Annotated in this window: 13 protein-coding genes and 2 tRNA genes; 14 read left to right on the top strand and 1 reads right to left on the bottom strand. The window is 62.4% G+C overall.

Translation table 11 applies throughout. The annotated features are described in order from the left end of the window. The first annotated feature begins 212 nt into the window (after positions 1-212). The 14 genes from NJC40_RS14305 (at position 213) to NJC40_RS14370 (ending at position 16,820) form a co-directional block, all read left to right on the top strand. Positions 213-1,538 (top strand): MFS transporter, encoded by a 1,326-nt coding sequence (locus tag NJC40_RS14305; protein ID WP_045489098.1) that lies wholly within the window; start codon positions 213-215, stop codon positions 1,536-1,538. Next, positions 1,531-2,490 (top strand): amidohydrolase family protein, encoded by a 960-nt coding sequence (locus tag NJC40_RS14310; protein WP_253140044.1) that lies wholly within the window; start codon positions 1,531-1,533, stop codon positions 2,488-2,490. Before NJC40_RS14305 ends, NJC40_RS14310 begins: the two co-directional genes overlap by 8 nt. Further along, positions 2,487-3,503 (top strand): 4-hydroxythreonine-4-phosphate dehydrogenase PdxA, encoded by a 1,017-nt coding sequence (locus NJC40_RS14315; protein ID WP_253140045.1) that lies wholly within the window; start codon positions 2,487-2,489, stop codon positions 3,501-3,503. Before NJC40_RS14310 ends, NJC40_RS14315 begins: the two co-directional genes overlap by 4 nt. Positions 3,504-3,591: 88 nt before the next feature. Then, complete coding sequence (locus tag NJC40_RS14320; RefSeq protein WP_045489106.1) at positions 3,592-4,767, top strand: L-rhamnonate dehydratase; 1,176 nt, start codon at positions 3,592-3,594, stop codon at positions 4,765-4,767. A gap of 215 nt (positions 4,768-4,982) precedes the next feature. After that, positions 4,983-5,058, top strand: a tRNA-Val gene (locus NJC40_RS14325). A gap of 12 nt (positions 5,059-5,070) precedes the next feature. Further along, positions 5,071-5,147 (top strand) — tRNA-Asp (locus NJC40_RS14330). Positions 5,148-5,813: 666 nt separating this feature from the next. Next, entirely contained in the window at positions 5,814-8,267 is a 2,454-nt protein-coding gene (locus NJC40_RS14335) for a TonB-dependent receptor plug domain-containing protein (protein ID WP_253140046.1), read from the top strand. Between the two features lie 44 nt (positions 8,268-8,311). Next, positions 8,312-9,283 carry an amino acid ABC transporter permease gene (locus NJC40_RS14340; protein WP_045489108.1) on the top strand — a complete coding sequence of 324 codons (972 nt, stop codon included), beginning with the start codon at positions 8,312-8,314 and terminating at the stop codon, positions 9,281-9,283. Continuing rightward, positions 9,276-10,046, top strand: a complete 771-nt coding sequence (locus NJC40_RS14345; protein WP_045489111.1) for an amino acid ABC transporter ATP-binding protein — start codon at positions 9,276-9,278, stop codon at positions 10,044-10,046. The genes NJC40_RS14340 and NJC40_RS14345 overlap by 8 nt, the downstream gene beginning before the upstream one ends. Positions 10,047-10,116: 70 nt before the next feature. Next, the gene (locus NJC40_RS14350; RefSeq protein WP_045489114.1) at positions 10,117-11,070 is read left to right on the top strand and encodes an ABC transporter substrate-binding protein; all 954 of its coding nucleotides are present in this window, start codon (positions 10,117-10,119) and stop codon (positions 11,068-11,070) included. A gap of 15 nt (positions 11,071-11,085) precedes the next feature. Continuing rightward, positions 11,086-12,693, top strand: coding sequence for a flavin monoamine oxidase family protein (locus tag NJC40_RS14355; RefSeq protein ID WP_045489117.1), 1,608 nt, complete (start codon positions 11,086-11,088; stop codon positions 12,691-12,693). 2 nt (positions 12,694-12,695) lie between these two features. Beyond that, positions 12,696-13,130: a RidA family protein gene (locus NJC40_RS14360; RefSeq protein WP_045489119.1), complete on the top strand. Its 435-nt coding sequence runs from the start codon at positions 12,696-12,698 to the stop codon at positions 13,128-13,130. Positions 13,131-13,259: 129 nt separating this feature from the next. Then, a complete protein-coding gene (locus NJC40_RS14365) occupies positions 13,260-15,599 on the top strand; it encodes a TonB-dependent receptor (RefSeq protein WP_253140047.1) in 2,340 nt (779 codons plus the stop codon). 3 nt (positions 15,600-15,602) lie between these two features. Continuing rightward, entirely contained in the window at positions 15,603-16,820 is a 1,218-nt protein-coding gene (locus tag NJC40_RS14370) for a dipeptidase (RefSeq protein ID WP_253140048.1), read from the top strand. A gap of 115 nt (positions 16,821-16,935) precedes the next feature. On the opposite strand, the gene NJC40_RS14375 is transcribed toward NJC40_RS14370, so the two are convergent. Then, positions 16,936-17,988, bottom strand: coding sequence for a tartrate dehydrogenase (locus NJC40_RS14375; RefSeq protein ID WP_045489125.1), 1,053 nt, complete (start codon positions 17,986-17,988; stop codon positions 16,936-16,938). Between the last annotated feature and the right edge of the window lie 440 nt (positions 17,989-18,428).

The raw sequence follows: 18,428 nt of genomic DNA on the forward strand, positions 1-18,428 counted from the left end.
CGAAGCATCTCGATAAGCGTCTACTCAAAATAACTGATACTCCGATAGCCTCAGGTTATGTCGACCGTGTCGGTCGAGTGATAACCCCAGGCTATGTCCATATGAGAATCTTTGATTAGACGGTTATCGTTTCGCGGGCCGATAGTGCGTTCAGCCCGGACGGTCCCCTGCCGTCCCGGAATTACAAAAACAACAATGCAGAGGTACTTTCAATGGCTCAGGCTCACCCTGTCGCCCGACAAGTGCGCGCCTCCTCGGACCAGGTTCTGGCTGCCAGTCCCAGTCGAGTGCGCTGGCGCATTTTCGCAATCATCTTCGCGCTCACGGTTATCAATCTGGTCGATCGGGTATCGCTGTCGATCGCCATGCCGATCATCGCCAAGGAGTTCACCCTCAGCCCGAGCATGCAAGGGCTGATTCTCAGCAGCTTCTTCTGGGCCTACGCGTTGCTGCAGATTCCCGGCGGTTGGCTGATCGACCGCTACGGCCCGCGTCGGGTCATCGGTTGGTCAACCGGGCTGTGGGGGACTTTCCAGACGCTGGCCGCATTTGCCACCGGTGGGCTCTCGCTGATGTTCGCGCGGGTCGCTCTGGGCGCTGCCGAGGCACCGTTGTTTCCGGCAGGCGGCAAGCTCAACTCGTTGTGGCTGGGCTCTGGCGAGCGCAGTCGCGGTGCGGTGCTGATGGACTGCGGCGGGCCGTTGGGCGTGGCGCTGGGTGGCTTGTTGATCGCCTACATGATTGCCGTGCTCGACTCCTGGCGGATCGCGTTCTTCATCGCCGGTATCGCCACCCTGGCGATGGGCTGGCTGGCCTGGCATTACCTGCGTGACGATCCGGCGGCGCATCCAGGTGTCAATGAGGCTGAGCTGGCGTCGATCAATGAGGGGCGCAGTGTGCCGATGGCCGAGGCCGCGCAGCAGGCCGTGAAGGGCCTGGGCATCGCCGCCCGCTCGTTGACCGGCATCATGCTTGGCCGGGCCAGTTGGGCCATGGTGTTCTTCGGTCTGCTGACCTGGGGGCCAAGCTATCTGGCGCAGGCGCGTGGCTTCGACATAAAGGGCATTGGCGCGGCGACGTTCGTGATCTTTCTGTGTGGCGCCGCCGGCTCGCTGACAGGTGGCTTTCTCTGTGATCTGCTGATCCGCAAAGGCATGCGCCGGGGGCTGGCCGCCAAAGGGCTGCTGACGTTTTCCGGGCTGATCGCGCTGTGCGCCTTCTTGCTGCTGCCCGGCCTTGGCGACCCCTACCAAGCGGTCGGGCTACTTTCGCTGACGGCATTCTTCCTGATGTGGGGCAGTTTGTACTGGAGTTTTCCAGGCCTGCTGGCATCGCCGGCAAGGGTGGGCCTGATCGGTGGCGTGATGAATCTGGCGGGGAGTCTGGGCGGTATCGCGGTGCCGATCCTGGTCGGCCTGCTGTTGCAACATGCTGGCGGCTACAGCGCGGTATTGGGCTTCTTCGCCGTGTGCTCGGGGCTTTTTATCGCCGGCACGCTGTTGATTTCTCTGGACCAGGCCGAGGTGGCCCATGGCTGATCTGTATGACGGGCCGATCACTGATGCCCACCATCATTTCTGGGACCCACAGCGCAATTACCATCCGTGGTTGTCGGGCAAGCAAAACATCCCGTTCCGTTACGGTGACTACAGCGCGATCAAGCGTCGTTACTTTCCGGATGATTACCTGGCCGATGCCGGTGAGCATCAGGTGGTGGCCACTGTGTATGTGGAGACCGAGTGGGATGCCCGCGACCCGATTGGTGAGACGCGCTTCATTCATCAGGTCGCCGCGCAGTATGGCGCGCCCAATGCGGTGGTCGCCCAGGCCTGGCTGGACGCCCCGGATGCTGCTGAGGTGCTGGCCGCCCAGGCAGGTTTTGAGCGAGTACGCAGCGTACGCCACAAGCCAGGGGGGCCGGCTGCGCCGGATCACGTCGGTCAGCAGCGGACGTTGATGAGTGATGAGCAATGGCGCCGCGGCTATGCCGAGCTGGCGCGCCATGGCCTGCACTTCGACCTGCAAAGCCCGTGGTGGAACCTGCATGAGGCAATCGAACTGGCCCGCGACTTTCCACAAACCCAACTGATCCTCAACCACGCCGGGCTGCCGTCGGATCGCAGCGAGCAGGGGCTGGCAGGCTGGCATGCCGCTATGGCGCGCCTGGCCGACTGCGCAAACGTCGCGGTGAAGGTCTCTGGCATCGGCCTGCCCGGCAAGCGCTGGTGCGTTGAAGACAACGCCTGGATCGTGCGCGAAACCATCGCCATGTTCGGCGCCGCGCGGGTGATGTTCGCCAGCAATTTTCCGGTCGACAGCCTGTGTGGCTCGTTCGACGACATCTACGGCGGCTTCAAACGCATCGTCGCCGACCTGCCGCGCCAGCAGCAGGAGCAGCTATTTCACACCAATGCGCGGCGCCTTTATCGCACCGTGCCGGATGTCATCCGCCTTGCGGACGTCTCTGCCGACCTGAGGACCATTGCATGAGTAACTCGACTCTTCCCCGTCTGGCCATGGTGCTGGGTGATCCGGCCGGCATCGGTCCTGAACTGATCGCCCGGCTGCTCAGCGAGCCGGAGGTGCGGGGCAAGGCCCATGTTTTGCTGATCGCCGATGAAGCAGAAATGCGCCGCGGCATGGACATTGCGGGGCGGTCGTTTCCCTACCGCATCATCGAGTCGACCGAGGCGCTGCAATTCACCGACGACACACCCTTGCTGTTGCCATTTCGCGGCCATGCCGAGGGCGAGTTTGTGCGCAGCCAAGCCAGTGTCATCGGCGGCCGCTACAGCCTCGATACCCTGGAGCAGGCACTGCGTCTGACGGCGGCCGGCAGCACCGACGCGATACTGTTCGGGCCGTTGAACAAAACCTCACTGCACATGGCTGGCATGGGGCACAGCGATGAGCTGCACTGGTTCGCCGAATACCTGGGGTTCGAGGGACCGTTCTGCGAATTCAACGTGCTCGATAACCTGTGGACCTCGCGGGTGACCTCCCACGTGGCGCTGGCCGATGTGCCTGGCATGCTCAGCCAGCAACGGGTGTTGGAGGCCATTGGCCTGATCGATACCGCGCTCAAGCGCAATGGTCTTGATAAACCACGCATCGGCGTCTGCGGGCTCAACCCGCATAACGGCGACAACGGCAGCTTCGGTCGGGAAGAGCTGGACATCATCGGCCCGGCAGTGGAACTGGCTCGCGAGCAGGGCATCGACGCCGTCGGCCCATATCCGGGCGACACCATCTTTCTCAAGGTGCAGGGCGATAGCCAGGCCTTCGATGCGGTGGTGACCATGTACCACGATCAGGGCCAGATCGCGATCAAGCTGATGGGCTTTTCCCGAGGGGTGACGGTGCAGGGCGGCTTGCCGATTCCTATCACTACCCCGGCCCACGGTACGGCGTTTGATATTGCCGGGCAGGGCAAGGCCAATGTCGGCGCAACCCGGCAGGCCTTCGAGATCGCTTGCCGTATGGGCGCTCGACGTCAGGCCTGACGCCAGACCGTATTGCTGATTTTTTCTCTGCCGGCTCGCGCTCGCCAGCCGGTCAGGTTGACTCATGCTTTGAAACAGGAGCTAGACCATGAAAATAAAATCCATCCGCACCCGCGTTTTCGAATGGAAGGGCAAGGTCGTACCGCCCCAGGCACATTTCTGCACCAACGCCAGCGACATTCTTTTCGAGCGTGGCGATGCCATGGGCTCGTTCCGGTTCCACGGTTGGCTGGTGGTGGAAGTGGAGACTGACAACGGCATCGTCGGCATCGGTAACTGTGCCTTGGCGCCGCGGGTCGCCAAGCAAATCATCGACACCTATCTGGCCCCGATTGCGATTGGCGAAGACCCGTTCGACAACGAATACATCTGGCAGAAGATGTACCGGCAGAGCCATGCCTGGGGGCGTAAAGGCATCGGCATGGCGGCGATTTCGGCAATCGATATCGCCATCTGGGACATCATGGGCAAGGCGGTCGGCAAGCCGGTGTTCAAGCTGCTCGGCGGCCGCACCAAGGAAAAGATCTGGACCTACGCATCTAAGCTGTATGCCAACGACAACCTCGACCTGTTCCTCGAAGAAGCCCAAGGCTACCTGAATCAGGGTTTCACTGCCTTGAAGATGCGTTTCGGTTACGGCCCCAAAGACGGCCCGGCCGGCATGCGCCGCAACATCGAGCAGGTGCGTGCCCTGCGTGAGCTGGCAGGTCCGGATGTCGACATCATGCTTGAGTGCTACATGGGCTGGACCCTGGAATACGCCCGGCGCATGTTGCCGAAGCTGGCCGAGTTCGAGCCGCGCTGGCTGGAAGAGCCGGTGATCGCTGATGACCTGGAAGGCTACATCGAGCTGAAGAAGATGGGCATCATGCCAATCTCCGGCGGTGAGCACGAGTTTACCTCCTATGGCTTCAAGGACCTGCTCGAACGCCGGGCCGTCGACGTGATCCAGTACGACACCAACCGGGTCGGAGGCATCACCGCTGCACGCAAGATCAACGCGATGGCCGAAGCCTGGTCGGTGCCGGTCATCCCGCATGCCGGGCAGATGCACAACTATCACCTGACCATGTCCACCACCGCCTCGCCAATGTCCGAGTTCTTCCCGGTGTTTGACGTTGAGGTGGGTAACGAACTGTTCTATTACGTGTTCAAGGGCGAACCGGCGCCGGTTGATGGCTACATTCAACTCGATGACAACAAACCGGGCCTTGGTCTGGAAATATCGACCGAGTACTTGAGCGAGTTCAACATCATCGAGTGACGGCCTGGCTCAAGCATAACGCTCTGGCCCCTGCTGCCCTCGGTCAAAGAGGGCAGTATGCCCATGCACACGTATGAGGGAGGGCGCTGGCCGCGCAAGCGTCACGAAGCAGCCGAATGCTGAGGGTTTTTCGGGTTATCGATTTTTTTCAATTATTTGCAGCTAAGTGCTTGCCAGCTATGGAATTGCTCCGTAGAATGCGCGCCACACCGAGAGGGTGATTAGCTCAGCCGGGAGAGCATCTGCCTTACAAGCAGAGGGTCGGCGGTTCGATCCCGTCATCACCCACCATCAGTGTAATGCGCAGCGGTAGTTCAGTCGGTTAGAATACCGGCCTGTCACGCCGGGGGTCGCGGGTTCGAGTCCCGTCCGCTGCGCCACTTTCGATTCAAGCTCACTGAACGGCTTGAATCACTGCCAAAAAGGCGACCTCAGGGTCGCCTTTTTGCTGTGCGTTGAAAAAAGCGCTCGGCCTGTCGGCGTCGGGCCGATGCGGCACGGAGCATGATTGTTTATTCCAAAATTAAATCTCTGTTATTGATTTAGATCATTTTTATTAATATTAACTTATAGCCAAATAGAATTATCTGCGCTGGTCAAATTCCGTTATGTTTGGTTTCGACAGCCTACCCCTCACCTCGGATGGTACCCAATGTGATTCAGATTCTGCGTCGCAGACCGTAACCACCCAGGCCAAACGCCTGATTCGGCACGGTCTGCCAGGGTGATCGACCACTGATCCCTGAAGCAGAAATGTTGGAAGGGAGTTTGACCCATGCTGCATATCCAGTCCCCCCAAGCGAGTTCTTCACCTCGTTTACCTGTACGACGCTCCTTGAGCTGCCAATCCATTCGCCAGTGCCTCGCGCCATCCGGCCTGAGCGGCTGAAGCTCGCCTTTGCGCTGATGCTTGCTGCTCTGCATGGCTGAGCTGCGCCGCTTTATTAATACCACCCCTAAAGGTCACGTTGCCGTGTTGGCGGCGTGACTTCCCGACTGCGCAATTTGGCAACACAGGCGGCAGTGCCGTTTGTTCTGGAGCGAATATGGAGCAAGTGATTCAAGGCAACGGCAAGCAGGGATGGCGCCGTTCAGTTGTGTTCAACCCGTTGTACCTGGCGGTCAGCAGTGTGCTGCTGGCTGGCAATGTACAGGCTCAAGAGGTGCCGGTACGCCAGACCGATGCGCTGTCTACCGTGGTGGTCACCGGTAACCGTGGCACTGAACAACGCACCGTGACCAGTAGCCCGGTGCCTATCGACGTGGTCAGTGCCAGGCAACTACAGGCCACCGGCAAACCGGGGTTGATGGAGGCCCTGAGTGCGACCATCCCGTCGCTGACCCTGCCGGAAAAGACCGGTTGGGACGGCGCGGGGATGTCCCGCGCACCGAACCTGCGCGGCCTGCCGGCTTCGCAAGTGCTGGTGCTGGTCAATGGCAAACGCCGCCATACCAGTGCGACCCTGAACATCAACGGCATCAACATCGGCGCCGCGCCGGCGGATCTGGACCTGATTCCGATCAGCGCCATTGATCATGTTGAAGTGCTGCGCGATGGCGCGGCGGCGCAGTACGGCTCCGACGCGATTGCCGGGGTGGTCAACGTGATCCTCAAGGCCGACACCAGCGGCACCTCGGTGACCAACGCCGGTATCGGCTATGACGGCAAGAAGCAGACCGTGCAGCAGAGCCTGAACAAGGGCTTTGAAATCGGTGATGGCGGGATCGTGCAACTGGCCCTCGACGCGCGCAGCCAGAACGACGACAACAAGGCCAGCGCCAACGGCTACACCTATGAGCAGGCCTTTGACCGCGCCGGCAAATCCACTTACGGCGGCTACGGCACGCCGAAGAACAATCTGCTGACCCTGGCCTATAACGCCGAGCTGCCGGTCACTGATGAGCTGACACTGTATTCGTTCAGCACCTTCTCGCGGCGCAAGACCGAGCAGGGGCAAAACTTCCGCCTGCCGACCATTACCAACACCATTCGCACCGGCCCCAACGGTTACCCGGCCGGCTATGTGCCGACCTGGTACATCGACGAAGAGGATTTTCAGGCCGCGTTCGGTGGCAAGGGCCAGCTCGGCGAGTGGGATTGGGACCTGTCGACCACTTTTGGCCGCAACGAGGCTGAGCAGGGCACCTGGAACAACCAGAATCCGTCGCTGGGCGAAGCAACACCCAACTCGTTCAAGTCCGGGACCTGGATCGCCAACGAGCTGACCACCAACCTGGATTTCAAGCGCGGTTTCGAGGTAGGCCTGAGCAAGCCGCTGGACCTGTCGCTGGGCCTGGAGCATCGCCGCGAAGCTTATGAGGTCGAGGAGGGCGACTGGGCCTCGTGGGCCAACGGCGGTTATTGCGTCGCGCCGGGTAACTGCGCCGCGTCCGGCGCCCAGGTCACCAACGGTATTTCGCCGGACCAGACCGACAAGGCGGCGCGCAACAGTGTGGCCAGTTATGTCGATGTCGGCTTCAACCCGTTACCGCAATGGTATGTCGGCAGCGCGTTTCGCTATGAACACTACAACCAGGGCGTAGGCGCGACGCGCAGCGGCAAGCTGACCACCCGCTATGAATTCACCCCGCAACTGGCGGTGCGTGCCACGGTGAGTAATGGCTTCCGTGCGCCGTCGCTGGCCAACAGCCTGTTCAGTGCGCGCTCGACCACTTATGGCGTAGTCGACGGCGTGTATCAGTCGATCAACTACGGCGTGCTGCCGGTGGATTCCGGCGCGGCGCAGGCGCTGGGCGCGTCATCGCTGAAGCCTGAGCGGTCGACCAACTACAGCCTGGGCCTGACCTTTACGCCCACTGACCGGCTGAGCCTGACCGCCGACGCCTACCTGATCAATGTGCGTGACCGCATCACCCTGACCAACACCCTGCTCGGCAGTGAAGTGACCCAGGTGCTGCTCAATAACGGCATCGACTCTACCTCCGGCGGCCAGTACTTCATCAACGGCGCCAACACCCGCACCAAGGGCATCGATCTGGTCGGTAATTACAGCCAGGACGCTGACAGCTGGGGCGCGTTGAAGTGGACCGCCGCGTTCAACTACAACGACACCGAAATCCTCAGCTACCGCAACTCGACCAGCATCCTCGGCACCCAGTACGCGCTGATGGATCGCCAGGCGCGCAATTTCATCGATGGCGTACAGCCCAAGACCAAGCTGATCCTGAGCGGTGACTGGCAGATCGAGCGCTTCAACATCAATCTGACCCTGACCCGCTACGGCAAGTACACCGAGGTCAACTCAGCCGCCGACCGCTCGCTGGATCGCACCTACCAGGCCAAGTGGATCACCGATCTGGACGTCGGCTACGACATCACCCAGGACCTCAACCTGGCCGTCGGTGCCAAGAACCTGTTTGACGTCTACCCCAAGAAACAGGGGGTGCCCAGCAGCACCATGGTCAGCAGCTGGGGCGCCTACTCGCCGTTCGGCTTTACCGGTGGCTACTACTACACGCGCCTGACGTATGCCTTTTGACGCGCCCCTGACGACACGCACTCATTGCCTGCGAGGAATCGAACATGCCTACCATCGCCAAACCCTTTGATCTGCAAGAACAGGACAGGGTTGCCCGGGCCTCTGCGCCCCACCGCACCACGCCGTCCATCGCGTTGCAGATTGTCCCGGCGCGTCATCCCTGGCGCTGGGTCGGCAGCCTGTTTGCCGCCGTGGTGCTGCTCGGCATCGGCCATTCACTGGTCAGCAACCCGCGTTGGGAGTGGGGGGTGTTTGCCGAGTGGTTCTTTGCCCCGTCGGTGCTGCGCGGCCTCGGCCAGACCCTGCTGCTGACCCTGCTGAGCACGCTGTTCAGCATTGTGCTCGGCACTGGCCTTGCGTTGGCGCGGCTGTCGAAGTCGCCGCTGCTGGCGACTCTGGCCTGGGGGTACATCTGGTTCTTCCGGTCAATGCCGGCGCTGCTGGTGCTGATCATCCTCTACAACTTTGCCTATCTGTATGAGCGCATCGTGCTCGGCGTGCCGTTGACCGACCTGGTGCTGGCCGAGTGGTCGACGGTGGACGTGCTCAGCCAGTTCACCGTGGCGGTGCTGGGCCTGTCGATGATGCAGGCGGCCTACACCGCCGAGATCATTCGCGGCGGCATTCTTGGTGTCGATCAGGGCCAGCATGAAGCAGCCGCAGCGCTGGGCCTGCCCGCCCACCGGCGGATCTTTCGGATTATCCTGCCGCAAGCCCTGCGCTCGATCCTGCCGTCCGGGTTCAACGAGATCATCGGCCTGGTCAAGGGCACCTCGATTGTCTACGTGCTGGCCTTGCCCGAGCTGTTCTACACCGTGCAGGTCATCTACAACCGCACCCAGGCAGTGATTCCGCTGCTGATGGTGGCCACGGTCTGGTATCTGATCATCACCACGCTGCTGACCATCGCGCAGTATTACATCGAGCGTTACTTCGCCCGTGGCACCAGCCGGGTGCTGCCGCCCACGCCGTTGCAGCGGCTGATCAACTGGGTCGAGGTGCGCCGCCATGGCTGAAGCGAGCGGGCATATCCGCATCCACAACGTCGGCAAGTCCTACGGCGCCCAGCAGGTGCTCAAGGACATTGATCTGGACATCGAAGCGGGCAAGGTCACGGTGATTCTCGGACCGTCCGGTTCGGGCAAATCAACCCTGCTGCGCACCATCAACCATCTGGAAAAGATCGACAGCGGGCACATCACCATCGACGGTGAGTACGTCGGTTACCGGCGCAAGGGCGACCAGCTGTTCGAACTCAAAGAGCGCGAGATTCTCAAGCGCCGTGCCGAAGTCGGCTTCGTGTTCCAGAACTTCAACCTGTTCCCGCACCTTAGCGCCTGGCAAAACATCGCCGAGGCGCCGCTGGCCCATGGTCGCTGGAGCAAGGCCCAGGCCCGCGACAGGGCGGTGGAGCTACTGGCCCGGGTCGGTCTGGCCGAACGCGCCGAGGCCTACCCACGGCAACTGTCCGGCGGACAGCAGCAACGGGTGGCCATCGCCCGGGCGCTGGCCCTCGACCCCAAGGTGCTGCTGTTCGATGAGCCGACCTCGGCGCTGGACCCGGAGCTGGTCGGCGAGGTGCTGGAGGTGATCAAAAACCTCGCCAGCCTCGGCACAACGCTGGTGGTGGTGACCCACGAGATCGGTTTCGCCCGTGAGGTGGCCGACCATGTGGTGTTCCTCTGCGACGGACAACTGGTCGAGCAAGGCCCGCCGCAGCAGATCTTCCACAACCCGCGCCACCCACGCACCGCCGCCTTTTTCGGCAAGGTTTTATGAGCTTGCTTATGCCGCGTTGCACGCGCAGCAGCGGCTTGAGCCGCGAACCCCATCTATCAAGGAGCGCTTTATGAAGTTCACCAACACCGCGCGCATCGCCCTGCTGGCCCTGGCTGTCAGCGCTGGCCAGCCCGCCCTGGCTGTGACCGACAATGCCGCCGGCGTCAAGGTGGTCAAATTCGACCTGAGCCCCAATCGCGAACGCATTCATGCGCCGCGCAACGAGGCTGCGATTGCGCAGATCCCGCCGGGCTTCAAGTTCGCCCAGCCGGGCAAGTTCACCGTTGCGGTGTCTGGCACCGCCAGTCCGCCGCTGGCCCTGCTGGCCTCCGATGACAAGACCACGATTGGCAGCGAGGCCGACACCGCGCAGTTGATTGCCGACAGCCTGGGTCTGCAACTCAATGTGGTGCAGAGCAGTTGGGAAGACTGGCCGCTGGGGGTCAGCTCCGGCAAATACGATGCGGTGATCAGCAATGTAACGGTGACCGAAGCGCGCAAAAAACGCTTTGACTTTGCCACCTACCGCCGCGACGTGGTGGGCTTCTACGTGAAGAGCAGCAGCAAGATTCAGTCGATCAAAGAGGCCAAAGACATTGCCGGGCTGAAGATCATCGTAGGCTCCGGCACCAACCAGGAGAAGGTCTTGCTGGCCTGGAACCAGGCCAATGAAAAGGCCGGGATCAAGCCGGCGCTGTTGTTGTACTACGACGACAACGCCTCGGCGCAACTGGCGGTGCAGTCCGGGCGCGCTGACGCGACCTTTGCGCCCAATGCCACCGGCGCCTATTCGGCGGCGTTGACCGGTGGCACGCGGCTGGTCGGGGTGGTCAACGGCGGCTGGCCGTTGCAGGCCGACATCGCCGTGACGACGCGCAAGGACAACGGCCTGGTAACGCCGATCCACAGTGCCTTGCAAGGGGTGATTGCCGGTGGTCAATACGCGCAGGTGCTGGCGCGCTGGGGGCTGGATGTCGAGCGGGTCGACGAATCACTGATCAACCCACCGGGCCTGCCGGACTGATAGAGGAGCGCACACATGACACTGACTCGACGTGAAGCCTTGTCGACCATTGCTGCGGTCGGCGGTGACAACGCCGCCCGTGAGGCGCTGGCGGCGCTGGGCCTGGGGCCGTCTTCGCACCGCCGGCCGCAACCGCTGCAGCTCAAGCCGGACGCCGGGCAGGGCGCCAGCGTGCTGGTGCTCGGCGCCGGGATCGCCGGCCTGGTGAGCGCCCTGGAACTGCGCCGCGCAGGCTTTCGGGTCAAGCTGCTCGAAGCCCGTGAGCGGGTCGGCGGGCGTACCTGGACGCTGCGCAACGGCGACCGGGTCGATTACCGCGATGGCCGCAGCCAGACGGTACAGTTTGATCAGGGGCTGTATTTCAATGCAGGCCCTGCGCGGATTCCCAGCCAGCATCGCACGCTGCTGGATTACTGCGCCGAGTTGGGTGTGCCGCTGGAAGTGCTGGTCAACAGCAGCCACGGTGCTCAGGTACGCCCGGACCTTGCCCAGCCAGCATTCACCGTCGGCCAGGCGATCAACGATGCCCGCGGTCATCTGGCCGGGTTGCTGGCCACGGCGGTCAAGCGTGACGCCCTGGACGATGTGCTCAGCGCTGAGGAGCGGACCCGCTTGCTGGGGTTCTTGCAGGTGTATGGCGACCTGTCGCAGGAACTGGCCTATGAAGGCAGCCTCCGTTCCGGACATGGCGAATCGCAAGCGCATCCCGGTGCCTTGCCAGGCAGCCTGAGCCCGGTGAGCCTGGAGCGGCTGTTGCACCCTGAACTGTGGGGCGCCTTGCTGCACAGTGAGTTCCCTGAGTTTTCGGCAACCATGTTCCAGCCGGTCGGCGGCATGGACCGCATCACCGATGCGTTTTACCAGCGCCTGCGCGAGCAGGTGCAACTGGGGGCTGAAGTGCGCCGGATTCGTCAGCTCGACGATGGCGTGGCGGTGACCTGGCACGACCACCAGAGCGGCCTGGAGCAGGTCGAGCGCGCCGATTATCTGGTGGCGACCATTCCACTGCCGCTGCTGGCGCGGCTCGACACCGACTTCAGCGAGCCGGTCAAAGCCGCTTTGCGTGAAGCGCCCAACGGCAAGGCGACCAAGGTGGCCTGGCAGTCGCCGCGCTTCTGGGAAACCGATTACCGGATCTACGGCGGCCTGTCGTGGGTCGAGCACCCGGCCCGGCTGCTCTGGTACCCCAGCAACGACCTCAACACCCGCGAGGGCCTGGTGGTGGCCGGTTATGTCACCGGCGACGATGCCCAGGCGTTCGGTGAGCAGCCGTTCGATGCGCAGTTTCGCGCCTCCAGCGAGGCCGTGGAGCTGTTGCATCCGGGTTACTCAACCCAACTGCGCCACCCGCTGGCGGTGTCCTGGGAACAGATTCCGTTCAGCGAAGGCCCATGGCTGGAACGCGACCGCTTTGCCGCCCAGGCCAGCGCCTTGCTCGAAGAGCCCCATGGCCGGGTGTACTTCGCCGGCGACGGGCTGGTGCAGAGCGGCGTCGGCATCTGGCAGGAGTCCGCCGCCAACTCGGCCCGCCATGCGGTTGCGCGACTGGCCGAGCGGGTTATCGAGCAGCGCCAGAAGGCCCAGGCCGGTGTACTTAACGAACACATCAATCCAGGAGCATGACCATGAGCGACAGCATTCAACGCACCTCCGTTGGCACCTTTCCGATCTCCCAGACCGTCACCGTGCCGGCCTCGGCCAGCCTGATCTTTGTCAGCGGCACCTTGCCGGACGTCGCCAACCCCGACGCACCGCCGGGCACCCCGGCAGCCTATGGCAACACCGAAGTACAGACGGTTTCGGTGTTCAACAAGCTGCGCAACATCTTGCGTCAACAGGACCTGGACCTGGGTGACATTGTGCAGTTGCGGGTCTTTCTGCTGGGCACCGAAGAAACCGGCGGCCGCCTGGACTTCGCCGGCTTGCAGGCCGGCTACACGCAGTTTTTCGGCACCCAGGAGCAGCCCAATAAACCGGCGCGCACTGCCTTGCAGGTCGCCGGCCTGCCGTTGCCCGGCGCGCTGATCGAAGTTGAAGCCGTCGCTGCCAGAGCTGTCTGACGCCGCTTCGCTGAATCGGGCGCAGCGCCGCCCGATTCCTGTTGATCCCATTCCAGCCACAGACCGACCACCGGGGACAGACCCTGGCGCGGGTTCGTGCACCTGCAATAAAGCCGACAAGGAAAAGTTATGAGCAGACAGCGTGCAGCAGTACCGGGCCGGTTCGCATCATCGCGGCCGTGGGTTTTGAGTTCACTGAGCAGCGCTTTGCTGCTGGCGATGAGCGCCCAGGCGGCGCCGCCCGGTCAGGGCAGCGGCAGTGATACGCAACTGGACAAGGTCCAGGTGGTCGGCGCCCGGGTGACCGAGGCCGACGAGGCGATCGGCACCGATAAGATCAGCAACACCGTGTCGATCTCCCATCAGGCGTTGCTCTCGGCACCGGCCGGCACCTCGGGGCTGAAGATGCTGGAGTCGCTGCCGGGTTTCAATGTGCAGGTCAATGACGCACTGGGCCTCTACGAGTTCGGCAACTCGGTGTTTGTGCGCGCCTTTAACTTCCAGCAGATCGGTTTTTCCATCGATGGCGTACCGTTGGGCCGCACCGATCAGTTTGGTGGCAGCCCGATTTATCGCTACGTGGATAACGAGAACACCCAACGGGTGACAGCCTCCACCGGCGCAGGCGATGTGTCGCAACCGGGCTATGCCTCGCTGGGGCCTTACGTGGATTACGTGACGGTCAATCCGAGCAAGGAGGCAGGGCTGAGCACTTCCTACACGCTGGGCAGCGACAGCCTGCGGCGCAGTTTTATCAAGGTCAATACCGGCGAATACAACGGCCTGTCGGCGTACCTGAGCCGTTCGAAGATCGACGGTGACCTGTGGCGCGGACCGGGCACCATTGACCGGGAGCACATCGAAGCCAAGCTGCGTTATCAGTTCGGCGACGGCAATGACCTGCAGTTTCGCGTGGTGCATAACGACTTCTTCGACTACGACTCGCCATCGATCACTCAGGCGCAGTACCGGGGCACGGCCGGTGACGCTTTTGGCCGGTCGGGGCGCGACTTTGCCTATCTGGGCCAGTTGCCGAACCTGCCGCCGAGCACGGCGGGGGTGCAGTACAGCAATGCCGGTTACAACCAGTACTACAAGACTGCGATCAACCAGCGGCGTGACACGCTGTACAGCCTCAACGGGCGCTTTGCACTCAGCGACAACCTGGACAACACCACCAGCGTCTATTACGAAGACAAGAAGGGCTTTGGCGTATCGCCGGAGGCCTACGCCACCTCCCTCGCGCTGCACAACGCGCAGGTCGCCAGCGTGCCGGGATTGTCGGCACCGCGGGGTATCCAGTACGGCCTGTCGGCCTTGAGCGGTCACCGCTATGGGGCCAGCAGCAACTTCACCTGGCATGTCGGTCAGCACGCCATCGAGGCTGGTATCTGGGCTGAAAAGGACGTGTTCAACCGCTTGCAGGCGCGCTACAACCTGACCGATGGCAGCCCGGCCGGTTACCGGCTGATCAATGAGCCGGTGCATCTGCAAGGTGACTTCAGCTCGACCCGCGACTCGCTGCAACTGCACATCAAGGACACCTGGACCTTGTTCGACGACCGTCTGCGCCTGCAGTATGGCTTCAAGCGTCTGGACCTGGATTATCGGGTCGAAGGCTACCGCAATGCCGGCGATTACATCGCCAACCGTCAGCCCCGGCTGGGCACCACCTGGCGCGACAACTTTCTGCCCCAGGCCGGTATCGTCTATGACCTGACTGCCAGTTCGCAGCTGTTTGCCTCGTACTCGGAAAACCTCGCCCTGCCACGTGGCGCCGACGATGTGTATCGCGCTGCCAGCCCCAGCGTGCCGGCGCCGCAAGCAGAGACCTCGAAAAACTACGAGGTCGGCTACCGCTTTAACCGGCCAACCTTCAATGCCGCCTGGGCGCTGTACCGTACCGAATTCGACAACCGCCTGCAGTCGTTTGCCGCCATCGTGCCGGGCAGCACCACCACCGAGACCTTCTATCAGAACGTCGGCAAGGCCGAGGCCTACGGCACCGAGCTGAGCGGCCAGTGGAAACCGCCGGTCCTCGCCAACAAGGTGGTGCTCAACGGCAGCGTCAGCTACAACGTGGCGCGTTTCAAGGATGACGCTGCCGGCCTGGCGCTGAAAGACAACGAGGTGCCCGATAGCCCGCGCTGGCTGGCGCAGGCCGGTGTCACCTACGAAATCACCCCTTGGGCGGTACTGAATCTCACCGCCCGGCACATCGGCTCGCGCTACAGCAACTTTACCAACAGCGAATCGGTGCCCGGTTACACCCTGTACAACGCTTATCTGGACCTGGGCCGCGACGACCTGCATTACGGCCCGCTCAAGGGCGTCAAGCTGCGCTTCAACGTCGATAACCTGTTCGACAAGGATTACCTGGGCTACATCCTGACCAGTACCACCGGGCCGGCTTCCTACCGTCCTGGCTCGCCGCGCACCTTCCAGACCACCCTGAGCGCGGAGTTCTGAACCATGAACAGATTTGCTGCCGCTTTATCGGGTCTCGCACTGACCCTGTTCAGCCTGAACCCGCAGGCCGACGAGCAGGTCCGTGCCTCGACCCTGGCCCTGCATCAGCGCTTGCTGGTGCTCGACAGCCATCTGGATACGCCGCTGAATTTCCTGCGCCCTGGCTGGGACATCCTGGAGCGCCACAGCTACAAGGACGACGGCAGTCAGGTCGATTTGCCACGCATGATCGACGGCGGCCTGGATGGCGGTTTCTGGGTCATCTATACCCCGCCCGGACCGCGTACCGAAGCCGGGCGGGCCTACGCCAGCAACTACGGCCTGTCGGTGCTGGCGCGGATCAAGGACTTGATCAGCCGTGCGCCGGAGCGCTTCGAGCTGGCACTGACTGCCGCCGATGCGCGGCGCATCGCCGCCGAGGGCAAGCGGGTGGTGTTCATCAGCATGGAAAACGCCGACCCGCTGGGCTCCGATCCGCAGTTACTGAACACCTACTATCGACAAGGTTTGCGCATGCTCGGGCTGGTGCACTTCAGTACCAACGAAATCGCCGACTCGGCCACTGCGCTGCCGGAATGGAAAGGTCTGAGCCCCAAGGGCCACGAGCTGGTCGCCGCCGCCAACCGGCTGGGTATTTTGCTGGATGTTTCGCATGCTTCCGATGCCGTGTTCGATCAGGTCCTGGCCTTGTCCAAAGCCCCGGTCATCGCCTCACACACCAGTGCCAAGGCGATCAGCCCGCACCCGCGCAACCTCGACGATGAGCGCCTGCGTGCGCTGGCGGCCAAGGGCGGGGTGGTGCAGGTCAATAGCTACGGCGACTACCTGATCCCGCTCAAGCCCAACCCGGAGCGACAAAAGGCCTTGGCGCCGCTGTACGCCCGCTACAACAACCTCGCCGCGCTGAACCCCGATGAGGTCAAGGCGCTACAAGCCGAGATCGCTGCGGTCAAGCAGCGTTACCCCCAGCCAAGGCCGGACCTGGATGTGTTCATGAACCACGTGCTGCACATCCTCAAAGTGGTCGGCCCCGAACACGTCGGCATCGGCGCCGACTGGGACGGTGGCGGTGGAGTGGAGGGGCTGGAAGACGTCAGCCTGCTGCCGCGCATCAGCGAGCGACTGCTGCAGGCTGGCTACAGCGAGCAGGATCTGGCCAATATCTGGGGCGAGAACCTGCTCAGGGTGCTGCAAGCGGCGCAGGATGCGGCACCGCACTGAGGTGCCGCCGACGCGGGGCCCGTGGACCGGTGCGAGCCAGCTTGTTGGCGAAGACGGCGGCACATTCACCGCAGATGCAGTGTCTTTACTGGCCTCTTCGCGACCAGGGTCGCTCCTACTTGATCAGCGCCAGCACTGCGTCAGTTACCTGGCGGGTAGTGGCGGTACCGCCCAGGTCCGGGGTATGCAGGCCACTCTCGGTCACCGCCTCAATGGCCGACATCAGGGTCCTGGCCGCCGCTGCCTCGCCCAGATGCTCCAGCATCATTGCGGCGGTCCAGAACGTGGCGATGGGGTTGGCCACGCCCTTGCCGGTGATGTCGAACGCCGAGCCATGGATCGGTTCGAACATCGACGGGAAACTGCGATTGGGATTGAGGTTGGCCGTCGGCGCAATCCCCAGGCTGCCAGACAACGCCGCGGCCAGATCGGAAAGAATGTCAGCGTGCAAATTGGTGGCGACGATCACATCCAGGGTGCCGGGCTTGAGCACCATGCGGGTGGTGACGGCATCGACCAGTTCCTTATCAATCCGCACATCCGGAAAGTCCTTGGCCACCTCAAAGAACACTTCATCCCACAGCACCATGCCGTGACGCTGGGCATTGGACTTGGTGACCAGCGTCAGGTGCTTGCGCGGGCGGCTGCGGGCCAGTTCGAAGGCAAACCGGTGAATCCGCTCGACACCGACCCGGGTAAACACCGACACCTCGGTAGCGACCTCTTCCGGCAGGCCGCGGTGTACCCGACCGCCATTGCCGGAATACTCGCCCTCGGAGTTCTCGCGCACCACCACCCAGTCGATCTCATGACCGTTATGCAGCGGACTTTTGACCCCCGGCAGCACCCGCGCTGGCCGTACATTGGCGTACTGATCGAAACCCTGGCAAATCGGCAGCCGCAGCCCCCACAGCGAAATATGATCGGCCACATTCAGCGCGCCCACGGCGCCGAAGAAGATCGCATCGAAAGTCTTCAGCTCGTCCAGACCGCCTTCAGGAATATAAAAACCGTTCTTCAGGTAATTGTCCGAATTCCAGTCGAAATGCCCGAACTTCAACTCAAAACCGGATTTTGCTGCCAACGCCTGCAACACCTCGACCCCGGCGGCAATCACCTCCACGCCAATACCATCACCCGGTACCGCTGCAATCTTGTAAGTGCTCATGACTCAACTCCACGCTGGATAATCAATCGTGCCTGCCGCCACCGAATGGCCGACAAGGTGTGGAACCGAGTGTAAGTGGTGAGCAGGGGTTTATGATTAACTCAAAATAACAACATAGTTAACTTTATTTCATGAGTTTCAAGCGCTCATCGGCACCTGCCGTTAGGGCAGAGCGCGCAGCCCGATCAGCTGCGGGATTAATCCATGCAGCGCATCAAGCGCCATACTGTCCAATTAGCCGCCGATTGCCACTGTAGGAGCGACCTTGGTCTGGGCGGCATTCCTACGAAGAGGCCGGTAAAGTCACAGCATCTGCTGCGAATGGGTCGTCGTCCTGGTTTGTAACCGGAGCGCTGGCCAGCTGCTCCCAGCGCTCTGACTGACCCGTATTCAGGCTAAAGCAGGCCCCACCGCAGCCATCAAACCCGGCGACAGTTCTG

Source organism: Pseudomonas sp. 21LCFQ02 (assembly GCF_024129895.2).
Lineage (GTDB): Bacteria > Pseudomonadota > Gammaproteobacteria > Pseudomonadales > Pseudomonadaceae > Aquipseudomonas.